Here is a 12,588-nt window from a genome sequence, read left to right on the forward strand (position 1 = left end):
TCGTATAGGAGTATTTTACATTCAGTGTTCAAAAAATTCGATCTAGTCTTCTTTTTTTGAATGTATACGCTGATGAAATAAATAAATGTATTTAACAAAGTGAGGTACGAACGTGATTACACAAGAACATCCAAAATCAATTATTGTCATTTTCGGTGCAACAGGTGATTTAGCAAAAAGAAAGTTATTTCCATCTATCTACCGCCTTGTTCAAAATGAGAAAATCGGAAAAAACTTTGCCGTTGTTGGAGTTGCAAGAAGACCTTGGACAACTGATGAATTCCGTAGTAATGTTTCAGATTCTATTCAAAGTTCAATGAAAGAATCCAAAGATCTAGAAGAATTCACATCTCATTTTTATTATCACCCATTTGATGTAACGAATCCTTCATCGTATTTAGAATTGAATGGTCTGCTAACCGAGCTTGATGGAACTTATCAAACAGAAGGCAATCGCATTTTCTATTTAGCAATGGCACCTGAGTTCTTTGGAACGATTGCACAAAATCTTAAAAAAGAAGGATTAACAGATACGAATGGCTGGAGCAGATTAGTCATTGAAAAGCCGTTTGGACATGATCTTCCTTCTGCTCGAAAATTGAACCAAGAAATTCGTGAAGCATTTAATGAGAATCAGATTTACCGTATTGACCATTACTTAGGGAAAGAAATGGTGCAAAACATTGAAGTAATACGCTTTGCTAACGCTCTATTTGAGCCATTATGGAATAATCGTTACATATCTAATATCCAAGTAACATCTAGTGAGATTTTAGGTGTGGAAGACCGAGGACGTTACTATGAAAATTCAGGCGCACTCCGTGATATGGTTCAAAACCATATGCTTCAAATGGTTGCTTTATTAGCGATGGAGCCGCCTATTAAACTGACTACTGATGAAATTAGAAGTGAGAAAGTAAAAGTACTTAGAGCACTAAGAGCCGTTGCTGAAGATGAAGTTAGTCAATACTTTATTAGAGGTCAATATGGTGCAGGTCAGCTTGAAGATAAACAGCTAGTTGCCTATCGTGATGAAAATAATGTAGATGATAATTCTCAAACTGAAACTTATGTTGCAGGAAAATTATTAATTGATAACTTTAGATGGGCCGGTGTTCCTTTCTATATTAGAACTGGTAAACGAATGGCTGCAAAATCAACAAAAATTGTTGTTCAATTTAAAGATATTCCAATGAATTTATATTACAAAAAAGGTGAAACTGTTCCACCTAACTTGTTAATCATTCACATTCAACCTGAAGAAGGAATTACTCTTCAGTTAAATGCGAAAAAGGATGAAGATGAATCTGGCATCTCAAAACCAGTTAAGCTTGATTTATCAAATAATTTCCTTGATGGAATAAATACGCCGGAAGCATATGAAAAATTAATTTATGACTGCATGCGTGGAGACGCCACTAACTTCACTCATTGGGACGAAGTAGCTTTATCATGGAGCTTTGTAGATCCAATTTCAGAAGCATGGACAAAAGGTAAAGCTGCTCTTGCAAGTTATCCTTCTGGATCAATGGGACCTAAAGAAGCAGATGATCTTTTGAAAGAAGATGGAAATCAGTGGTGGCCTGTTAACTAAAACAGGATGGGATGACCTGGAATCGATCCCAAAATTTTTAATCATAAGAAATAGTAAAGGCCGATTAAGATAAATCTAATCGGCTTTTCTATGTACAGAAAATAGTAGAAGCGCAATTTATATCGCACTCGTACAACAAAAATGTGCGAATGAGCTCGTCTATTTGCCTCATACGAATTAAAACTTGTTTGAATAAAATAGATTGTGTAAGAAGCAAACCTTAAATCTCCTTAATTTGAGCTGCTACTATAAATAGCAGCTCCTTTTATAGTTTTATCATTTTTTTACAAATTTTGATGAGGTCGAAAATAACGATTTAATGTTTTCAGTAAACAAAATCTCCAACTGCTGTTCAGTAATTCCATAAGATCTTAGCTGTGGAACAATATTCTCAAAAATATGTGTCGGATGCCAATTTACGATTGAAGGTATTGCTGCTTCCGGAACAGCCAACTCTCTCCCTAACCAAATGTTAACTGAATCATGCGCTAAGAAGATTCTGTTTTCATAGCTCTCCTTTAATAACTCAACAAGTACAGCCAATCTTTCTTGATCTGTAGGACATCCTGCAAGCCCTTGAAGTCCAATTCGGTCAAAACCAATGCGCACACCCTTTTCCAGAGTTCGTCTATGATACTCCACGTCTGTATTTCCACACATATGTCCTATAACCACACAATCTGGATCAACACCGAGCTCTATTAAAAGATCAGCTTGTTCAGGACCCATCGTCCCCTCCTGAGTATGAGTTAAAATAATGGTTCCTGTTTCTTTGTGTGCTCTAGCCGCTGCCCTAAAAAACATTTTTTCGTAGTCTGTTATCACATTTTTACTTGATGCAAGTTTAATAAACCCAGGCTTTATTCCAGTATCCTCTATTCCATTTTGCAGCTCTGTTATAAACATTTCATATATTTCCTCTTCTGCAGGACCTAACGCTGCACGAGCTTTAAAATATGGGGTCGCGCCTTCTCCTTCATAATAAAAACCTGTTCCACATACAATTTGAAGGCCTGTTTGAATGGATATATCTCTTAGTAAACGAACATTTCTGCCACACTCATTTGGTGTTGGATCAAGAACCGTTTTCACACCATGTTTCATGATCTTTTCTGCTACTTGTATACCAATTGTTAAAGCATGGTTATAATCAAATCTACCTAACGTACTATCACCACTATAACCGGGATACCCAAAAACAAAATGCTCATGACTTAATGTTTTCCCTAGCTGCTCCAAGGCTATAGGGCCTGTTACCGTCTCAACCTTCATCATTTTTCTCCTCCCGCCACTAACTTGTTTCTTTCTTCTTCCTGCAGTTTTCTCCATAATAACTTTCCACTGCTAGTTGTTGGGAGTTTGTCTCTGAATTCTATCACTCTAGGATACTTATAAGCAGCCAATTGTGTTTTAGACCAATCAATGATTTCTTGTTCGGTGACTTTGCCCTTATTTTCTTCATTTAAAACAATGAATGCCTTAACCTGCTCACCCTTTCTTTCATCAGGAACACCAACAACACAAGCCTGTTGGACAGCAGGGTGGTTATAAAGTTTTGATTCAACTTCAGTTGGCCATACTTTAAACCCTGATGCATTAATCATTCTCTTAATACGATCTACGATAAAATAATAGCCCTCATCGTCGTATTTTGCGATATCACCCGTTCTCAAGAACGTTTTACCTTCAATGGTTATAAACGCATTAACATTCTCTTCTGGCCGCTTATAGTACCCTTTAAATACCTGAGGACCCCTTACAACGATCTCTCCTTCTTGATTTGGTCCTAGTTCTTGTAAAGTGAGTGGATCTATGATTTTGGATTGAGTATTTGGAGATGGAATACCAAGACATTGTAACTTTGGGCGATCTGGTGGGTTAAAGTGAGTGTGAGCAATTGTTTCAGAAAGCCCATAACCTCTGCATATCTAATACCGGCTAGATTATATAATTTCTCTCCAACAGCCTCAGGTAAAGGAGCACCGCCGCCACCGATCACCTCCAACGTTTTAAGAGAATCTTTGATAAGATTAGGGTTTGCCAAAAAGTCTATTAACATCGTACTTATATTTGTCCAATGTGTAACACCGTTTCGTTCGATTAGTATCCTTGCAAGTTCTCTGTCCCATCTTGTCATAATGACGATTTCGCAACCACCTGATAACGGACCATGACAACTATGTAGCATACCTGTTACATGAAATAACGGAAGGGTTAATAAATGGACAGATTCGCTTGTTACACTCTGCCATACACCAACAGTAATAATATTTGCTTGGACCGTTTTATGGGTATGCATACATCCCTTTGGAGTACCAGTTGTTCCAGATGTATAGGGCATAACAACTAAGTCATCAGCACTTGCGTCAACTGCTATAGGTGAATATCTAGCCGAGAGAGCTTCGTGCCATGGAGTATATTCTGGTGGAAGTTCCTGACGAAGAGCACAAACCTCTTGTGGAAGATTCAAATTTGTTTCCGAATCGATGTAATCAGAGTAAGTTCCTACAACAACATGCTCGATTGTGCTTTTGTCAATTAATGCTCGGACATTTTCAAAAAGCTCCTGCGAGACAATAGCGGTTTTTATTTCACAATCACTTACATAAAAGGCTAATTCTTCACTTGTATTCATGGGGTTTATTGGAATTACGACTGCTCCTGCTCGTGCAATTGCATAAAATGAAATAATCCATTGTGGAGAGTTTTGCATATAAAGGAGAATACGATCTCCTTTTTTCACATCGTTTGCTTGAAGATATCCAGCTAAACTAAGAACCTCTGAATATAGTTCTCGATACGAAATTCTTTTTCCATAATAATTAAGGGCAGTTTTGTCAGGATAACGTCTTGAAGATATTTCTAAGTTTTCAATGAGGGTTGTTTCTGGGAGTGTTAATTCTTTCGGTACGCGTTTTGGATAAAAATCAAAATATTTTTCCACTTATACCATCAACTCCTATGTAAGTTTTAAAGAAACGAATATATCTTCTACAAAGATAACTCGCTACATGAATATACCATGGTCATTATCTAATGTAAAGGCTTACATTATGTAGGTTATAGGATTTTTAAGTAACGAAAAAAGACAGAGCGGACTCTGTCTTTTTGTTTACAACTATTATTTTCCCATCCACTCAGTATGGAAAATACCTTCCTTATCAACACGTTGATACGTATGAGCACCAAAGTAGTCACGTTGTGCTTGTAAAAGGTTCGCTGGAAGTGTTTCTGTACGATAGCTGTCATAATAAGCAAGTGCAGATGAGAAGCATGGTACTGGAACTCCATTTTCGATTGCTACTGTTAAGATTTGACGAAGTGCACCTTGGTACCCTTCAACAATTTCTTTGAAATAGTCATCTAGTAACAGATTCGCTAATTGTGGCTCTTTATCATATGCATCTTTAATTTTTTGTAGGAAAGCTGCACGGATAATACATCCACCACGGAAGATCATTGCAATATCACCATATTTTAAATCCCAGTTATACTCTTCAGAAGCTGCTCTCATTTGAGCAAAACCTTGAGCATAAGAAACAATCTTACTCATATATAAAGCTCTACGAACCGCTTCAATAAGCTCTTCTTTATTACCCTCATATTTTTTTGCAGCCGGACCTGAAAGAATTTTGCTTGCTTTTTGACGCTCTTCTTTCATAGCCGAAATGAAACGAGCAAATACAGATTCAGTAATAATTGGAAGAGGTACACCTAGATCAAGAGCACTCTTACTCGTCCATTTACCTGTTCCTTTTTGACCAGCTGTATCAAGAATAACATCAACTAGAGGTTTTCCAGTTTCGTCATCTTTCTTTGTGAAAATATCTGCTGTAATTTCAATTAAGTAACTGTCAAGTTCACCTTTGTTCCACTCAGCAAATACTTCGTGAAGCTCGTCTGCTGTTAAACCTAATACATTTTTCAATAAGAAATATGCTTCAGATATTAACTGCATATCTCCATACTCAATTCCATTATGAACCATTTTCACATAATGTCCCGCTCCATCTGGGCCAATATACGTACAGCAAGGATCACCATTTACTTTTGCAGAAATAGCCTCAAGAATTGGTTGAACTAAATCAAACGCCTCTTTTTGGCCACCAGGCATGATAGAAGGTCCTTTTAACGCGCCTTCTTCTCCACCTGAAACACCTGTACCTATGAAATGGATTCCACTCTCAGCTAGTTCTTTGTTACGACGTTGTGTATCTGTATATAGTGTGTTACCACCGTCAATTAAAATATCACCTTTATCAAGATGTGGTAAAAGCTGTTCGATTGTTGCATCTGTTGGTACACCAGCTTTAACCATTAAAAGAATTTTACGTGGAGCTTCTAATGATTGAACAAATTCTTCAATGCTGTATGTCCCCACCACGTTTTTCCCTTTTGCTTCTGTTAAAAATTCCTCAGTTTTTTCTGCTGAACGGTTGAAAACAGATACTGAAAATCCACGACTTTCAATATTTAAAGCTAAGTTTTTACCCATTACAGCCAAACCAATAACACCAATTTGTTGTTTCGACATTCGCTTACGTCCCTTCTAATCCTTATAGTATGTAAAACTAAACAATATCAATTACTATCATAACCTAAAAAAGTTTAGTTTTCCGCCAATAAATGATAAATTGACACATTATTCGAATTATTTCATTTAACTTCAACTTTGAAAATACCACATTTTTCAGCTACATTTCAAGTGACTTACCTTATGTAATCGTTTACTAACTCAAAAAATCTTTATTAAAGCTTATACCCGGTGTTCCAGGTTCCTCTTGTTTTCCTTTTACTCCGCGTTTAATAAGCTGACTTCCATATTTTTGATTGATCTGATCAATCACAGAAAGGATCGGTTCGTCTTTTGCATCATGTTCAAATGAGAACAAATCCAATTGCTTTACTGCATCTTCCTTTTCAACTAAATCCTGCCCAGTTATACCAAGTAACCGTATTGGCTCTTCATTCCAGTGTGTAAAAAAGAGATCTTTTGCTTCATGATAAATATCACCCTCTTCTCCAACAGGGTTTTTCATTGTTTTACTCCTGGTAATTGTTTTTAAGTTACTGTAACGAATTGTGACAAAAATTTTGTTGGCCAAAACTTCTTTCCTTTTCATTCGAAGAGATACGGAATGAGCTAATTTTCTTAACACTTCATTAATTTGAGTTTCATTCGTTGTATCCTTCGACAACGTAGTTGAATGACCAATGCTCTTAAAATCATAGATTGAATTAGGATTAACGTCTCTTAAATCGTTTCCATTTGCTCTTTGTATGAGACGTTCTCCGTTAATACCCAGTAAGCTTTTTACTGCCCTTGTATCAGCATGTGCTAAATCATAGATAGTATGAATTCCTATTGTTTTTAGCTTTTCGGCTGTTTTCTCACCAATACCATGCATTTCGTTTGCTGACAGAGGCCATAATTTATTCGATAAATCTCTTTTCCTTAAAATCGTAATTCCAAGTGGTTTTTTCATATTTGATGCCATTTTAGCCAGAAACTTATTGGGAGCAATTCCAATACTACAGGGTAGCAACAATTCCTCCAAAAGCCTATTTTGAATAGAACTTGCAATCTCTAGTGGTTTTGATCCAGGAAATTCACTTAAATCCATATAGCCTTCATCAATTGAAACAGGTTCTACTAATTCTGTATATTCCCTTAATAATTCAAACATTGCACGAGAAGCTGTCCGATATCGATCAAAGTTTGGTTTTCTTACAATTAATTCAGGACAAAGCTTACGAGCTTGCCAAAGAGGCATAGTTGCTTTTACCCCTTTCGAACGTGCTTCATAGCTGCATGTAACAATAATTCCTTTTCGTTCCTCAACATTCCCTGCTATTGCTAAAGAACTTTCCTTTAAGAGAAGGATCAAATGCCATTTCCACTGAAGCATAAAAGCTATTCATATCAACATGTAAAATAATTCTTCTTTGATTTACAGGTTGCTCCGCCATCTTTCCACCACACATATAAAATCATTATCATTAGTTTACCATGTTAATGTATAAGCATGCTCATGTGGAGTTTACTTTTTCTCTATTCCTTATATTACGCATATAAAAAAGCCACCAATTATTAAGATTGGTGACTCAGCATTCCTTCTTTCACAACAGCAAAGTTTTCTAAACTTGCTAAAAGAAGAGTTGGATTAATAATCGTAATCAAACGATCTTCTAAACTCGCAACTGCTTCAAAGTATTTTGTAGCTTGAAAAGCTCCAATGCTAATGGATTTCAACTGTTCTTCTTGAATATCTAAGATTTCCTTCGCCTCTTTAACGATTAGAGCTGCAGAAATATCGTCTGATTGAATAACAATTAATTTCACATCTTCATCCATTGTCATATGTTGACGATGAAAAATTTGGTGTGTATCCAGTACAGGAATCAACTCTCCTCTAACCTTAACAACACCCTTCATATAATAAGGCATATTTGGAATAACGTTGATATCCTCTAGCTTTTCTATAGAAATCACGTGTTCAATTGGCATTCCGTATTCTTCATCTCTTGTTCGAAAAACAACAACTTTCGAAATATCCATCTTATAATCTCCTCCATAAAATCCCCTGAGGTTTCTTTCTAACTAAGACTATCATACTATGAAAATCAGGCTTTTGGAAGATGATCTTGTTTAAAAGGTATAGAAGAAGATTAAGTATATAAGCGTTCTCTCTAGTCTATTACCATTTTCTCCACTCTATCAATTCTTTTTCATCCAATTCTTTACGGATAACAGTTTCACACACACTAAAGATCCTTTCAATTACAGGTGTACTGTTAGCCAACACTCTTAATACCAAACCTGGAATATTCAGTAAGCTTATTCCAAATCTAGCATCTATAGAAGAAGATAACGCTTCTCTTATTTTCTCAATTAACAGTTCATTTACATGAGGATGAATCATAAAAAAGGTCCCTAAGTGGGTATACCCTTCAAGTTGCATGAATTGATGAAGATTTTGATCTGGAACTAACAATTGATGGTCAAATACCTGAAGCCTGCCATCAATAAAGATTTTCATTTTTGAAGCCACTTTTTCATATTGAAAAAGCTTCCCATCTTCAGACCATCCGGGTGTGACAACATCTGTATAATAAAAGGTTGAAGTTGATTCCATATACACATTTGTTTGTTGTGAAAATTTAGCATCTTTATATGGTATTAATGAATCTTGTTTCACATATAACTCACTATTATTTTTTAAAAAATAATCCATTTTTTGAGTTACACCAAATCGAGGTGACTTATAAATCTTTGTGGAAGCTTGCGAAGTTAAAGCAAGTTTTGCCCCTTCATCTACTACAACCTCGGTTCTATAGGAGTCACCATCAACATAGCCACCCCCCACATGGATAAGTGTTAAAAGAGGCAGACCTTCAGGCAGATAGGTCGGACGTGTTATTTTTAACACCCCATCAAAAAAACTATTACTAATCACCGATCTATTTTGTTTTTTCTCTACCTTAAGCTGAAGGTACCCTGTATACGTCATGCTTCAAGACCAACCAAAAATGCTTCCTTACGAATCCAATCCACTACCTCATTAACACCTGTTCCATCTTTAAGATTTGTAAAAATATATGGACGATCTCCTCTTGATGATAGTGTGTCTTTTCTCATAATCTCAAGATCAGCACCAACATAAGGTGCTAAATCAATTTTATTGATAATAAACAAGTCAGATTTGATCATCCCCTGACCACCTTTACGAGGGATTTTTTCCCCTTGTGCAACATCAATAATATAGATTGAAAAATCTACTAACTCCGGACTGAAGGTTGCAGCTAGATTATCTCCGCCGCTTTCTACAAAAATCAGGTCAAGATTCGGGTGACGCTCATTTAATTCATCTATTGCCGCAAAATTCATTGAGGCATCTTCACGAATGGCAGTATGAGGGCATCCACCTGTTTCAACACCAATAATTCGATCTTCTGGTAATGCGCCATTTTTTATTAAAAATTGAGCATCTTCTTTTGTGTAGATATCATTTGTGATGACCGCAACTTCAAGCTCATCCATTAACACCCTTGTTAATTTGTCTACTAATAAGGTTTTGCCTGCACCTACAGGTCCTCCGATACCGATTTTAATTGGTTCACTCATCTTATTCATCCTTTCCTATCTTTAAACTATGACATAAACAAACGTACTGAAAGCTGCTCATGCACCATTTGAGCAATTTCCAAACCCGGTGCTCCTGCACCAAGGTGTTCTTCGTTAAGACACATTATTTGTTTGACAATCTGATTCAAGAACGGCTGTATTTCAACTAAAATTTTTTGTCCATCAGTTTGTCCAATTGGAATTCCTCTCACTGCGTTTTGAACAAGTGATGAAGTTGTTGCAAAAAGATAAGTAGACAAGGTAGTTTCCAGCTCTATATCTAAACCTTGACACACAGATGCAAAAACGATTGAACTGTGGCCATGAGCTTTCTTATCTTTTATTTTTTGTTGATAAGTTTCTAACTGTTGGTTTGGAAACAGCTCATTCATGACTTTGACCATTTGCCGACCAATTCGACGATTTCCTTCCCGCGTTTCTTTAGCCATGGCAAGAGCAAAAAGTTCATGATCTAGTTGCCAAATTGGATTCAACCGATTATCTTGTAAATATTCAAAAGCTAACCGACACGCTAAACCATCTGTAAAAACAAATTGAGTTTGAAGAAACTGTTTAAGAGCTAACAAAAATGTTTTTTTATCCACCACTTTGTCATCTTGAATATACGTTTCTATTCCAAAAGAGTGAGAAAATGCTCCAGAAGGAAAATTCGAATCACAAATTTGCAGCAATTGAAACAAGTGATTAGTCATGTGAATGTCCGATATGTTTAAAGGCTGAATTCATTTTTCTATTTTCCCTAGCATATGGAACCACTAATTCCTGCAGCAATCGTTCTACTAAATAATCATACTGTACGATCATTTCATTACCTTCAAATTGAGCTGGTAAATGTCGGTTTCCTAATTGATGGGCAATCTCTCCCATTTGAAGAATACTAGTTGGTTTAATGACAATAACATCATCTTTTATCACACTAATAACAATTGAATTCTTCTCATCCTGAAATAAAATATCTCCATCCATCAATTCCTTAACATCTTTTAGACGAATTCCAATTTCATTTCCATGATCTGTTTTAACACGTTGAATTTTCTTAACTAAATCATCACTTCTTAAGTACACACGCTCAACATGATGTGGAGCTTTTTCTAAATCTTTTACATTTCCTACTATTTTTTCAATAATCATTTTCTCACCTCAAAATAAAAAATATCGTTGAGCTAAAGGTACCTTGTTATCTGGTTCACACGTAATCAATTGTCCATCAACCGTAACTTCATAGGTTTGTGGATCGACCTCAATTACTGGTGTTTCTCCATTTAATTTCATATCACTTTTCTTTAATTGACGGATATTCTTTACAATTCCAATTTTCTTTTGTAAACCAAGATCTTTATATACTCCCTGCTCGAACGCTGCCTTAGATAAAAACGTCATGCTATTCGAATATTTCGCCTTTCCAAAGCTAGCAAACATTGGCCGATACAAGGCTGGCTGTGGAGTTGGAATTGACGCATTCGGGTCTCCCATTACACTCCACGCAATCATTCCTCCTTTTACTACTAACTCTGGCTTAGCACCGAAGAAGGCTGGATCCCACAAAACAAAATCAGCTAGCTTGCCTACCTCAATGGATCCCACATAATCTGAGATACCATGGGTTATTGCAGGATTTATCGTGTATTTGGCAACATATCTTTTGGCTCTAGCATTATCATTTTCTTCGCCGGTGATTAACTCACCGCGTTGACGTTTCATCTTATCAGCTGTTTGCCACGTTCTTGAAATAACTTCACCGACTCTTCCCATCGCTTGTGAATCGGAGCTGATCATGCTGAAAACACCTAAATCATGAAGAATATCTTCTGCTGCGATTGTTTCCTTTCGAATACGAGAATCTGCAAAGGCTAAATCTTCTGGTACAGAAGGATCTAAATGATGACACACCATCAACATATCTAAATGCTCAGCAATCGTATTAACCGTGTATGGTCTTGTTGGATTTGTTGATGAGGGAAGTATATTCGGATATGAAGCAGCTTTAATAATATCAGGGGCGTGACCTCCGCCTGCACCTTCTGTATGGTATGTATGAATCACACGCCCATCAATAGCATTTAAAGTATCCTCCACAAACCCACCTTCGTTTAACGTATCACTGTGAATCGCTATCTGAACATCGTATTGATCAGCTACTGATAACGCTTTATCAATATTCGATGTTGTTGTTCCCCAATCTTCATGGAGCTTTAATCCAATTGCTCCTGCTTCAATTTGCTCTTGTAGTGCTTCTTCATTAGAAGCGTTTCCTTTGCCAAGAAACCCTAAATTAACAGGGAATTCTTCGGCTGCCTTGAGCATTTGATGAATATTCCAAGCTCCTGGTGTACAAGTTGTTGCATTTGTTCCTGTAGCAGGACCTGTACCTCCTCCTATCATCGTTGTAACACCCGATTCAATAGCAGTGCGAACTTGCTGCGGACAAATAAAATGAATATGCGCATCTATTCCACCTGCCGTAACAATCATCCCTTCTGCTGCAATTACCTCAGTTGAAGCCCCAATCACAATGTCCACAGAATCCATAATCAGAGGATTACCCGCTTTTCCAATACAAGTAATGATTCCTTCTTTTATACCAATGTCAGCTTTATAAATGCCTGTATAATCAAGAATTAACGCATTAGTCACAACAAGGTCAACAGCATCTTTTCTTGTTGCCAAAGGATGCTGGCCCATGCCATCCCTAATAACTTTACCTCCACCGAATTTAACTTCATCACCATATGTGGTGTAATCTTTTTCAACTTCAATAAATAATTCGGTATCCCCAAGCCTTACCTGATCACCAACTGTCGGACCGAACATATCTGCGTACTGATGTCGTGACATTCGAAAGCTCATC

9 protein-coding genes and 2 pseudogenes are annotated in these 12,588 nt (G+C 36.7%); 1 reads left to right on the forward strand and 10 read right to left on the reverse strand.

The genetic code is table 11. The annotated features are described in order from the left end of the window. Window positions 1-115: 115 nt before the first annotated feature. A complete protein-coding gene (gene zwf / locus MVE64_RS04710) occupies window positions 116-1,594 on the forward strand; it encodes a glucose-6-phosphate dehydrogenase (protein WP_247346956.1) in 1,479 nt (492 codons plus the stop codon). A gap of 276 nt (window positions 1,595-1,870) precedes the next feature. On the opposite strand, the gene MVE64_RS04715 is transcribed toward zwf, so the two are convergent. The 10 genes and pseudogenes from MVE64_RS04715 to ureC form a co-directional block, all read right to left on the reverse strand. Next, on the reverse strand, window positions 1,871-2,869 hold the full coding sequence (locus tag MVE64_RS04715) for a phosphotriesterase family protein (protein WP_247344218.1): 999 nt from the start codon (window positions 2,867-2,869) through the stop codon (window positions 1,871-1,873). Further along, a pseudogene (locus tag MVE64_RS04720) lies at window positions 2,866-4,538 on the reverse strand (long-chain fatty acid--CoA ligase). The gene MVE64_RS04715 and the pseudogene MVE64_RS04720 overlap by 4 nt, the downstream one beginning before the upstream one ends. Before the next feature lie 177 nt (window positions 4,539-4,715). Then, the gene (gene gndA, locus MVE64_RS04725) at window positions 4,716-6,128 is read right to left on the reverse strand and encodes an NADP-dependent phosphogluconate dehydrogenase (RefSeq protein ID WP_247344219.1); all 1,413 of its coding nucleotides are present in this window, start codon (window positions 6,126-6,128) and stop codon (window positions 4,716-4,718) included. A gap of 196 nt (window positions 6,129-6,324) precedes the next feature. Next, window positions 6,325-7,564, reverse strand: a pseudogene (locus tag MVE64_RS04730) (DNA polymerase IV). A gap of 121 nt (window positions 7,565-7,685) precedes the next feature. Next, a complete protein-coding gene (locus tag MVE64_RS04735) occupies window positions 7,686-8,153 on the reverse strand; it encodes a chemotaxis protein CheW (RefSeq protein WP_247344222.1) in 468 nt (155 codons plus the stop codon). A gap of 139 nt (window positions 8,154-8,292) precedes the next feature. Then, the gene (locus tag MVE64_RS04740) at window positions 8,293-9,105 is read right to left on the reverse strand and encodes an urease accessory protein UreD (protein WP_247344224.1); all 813 of its coding nucleotides are present in this window, start codon (window positions 9,103-9,105) and stop codon (window positions 8,293-8,295) included. Beyond that, window positions 9,102-9,719: an urease accessory protein UreG gene (ureG, locus tag MVE64_RS04745; protein WP_121662694.1), complete on the reverse strand. Its 618-nt coding sequence runs from the start codon at window positions 9,717-9,719 to the stop codon at window positions 9,102-9,104. The genes MVE64_RS04740 and ureG overlap by 4 nt, the downstream gene beginning before the upstream one ends. Before the next feature lie 26 nt (window positions 9,720-9,745). Next, window positions 9,746-10,432, reverse strand: a complete 687-nt coding sequence (locus MVE64_RS04750; protein WP_247344226.1) for an urease accessory protein UreF — start codon at window positions 10,430-10,432, stop codon at window positions 9,746-9,748. Then, complete coding sequence (gene ureE / locus MVE64_RS04755) at window positions 10,425-10,871, reverse strand: urease accessory protein UreE (RefSeq protein WP_247344229.1); 447 nt, start codon at window positions 10,869-10,871, stop codon at window positions 10,425-10,427. The genes MVE64_RS04750 and ureE overlap by 8 nt, the downstream gene beginning before the upstream one ends. Before the next feature lie 9 nt (window positions 10,872-10,880). Continuing rightward, window positions 10,881-12,587, reverse strand: a complete 1,707-nt coding sequence (gene ureC, locus MVE64_RS04760) for an urease subunit alpha (RefSeq protein ID WP_247344231.1) — start codon at window positions 12,585-12,587, stop codon at window positions 10,881-10,883. Between the last annotated feature and the right edge of the window lies 1 nt (window position 12,588).

Origin of the sequence: Metabacillus endolithicus (assembly GCF_023078335.1) — a bacterium.
GTDB classification, from domain to species: Bacteria; Bacillota; Bacilli; order Bacillales; family Bacillaceae; genus Metabacillus; species Metabacillus endolithicus.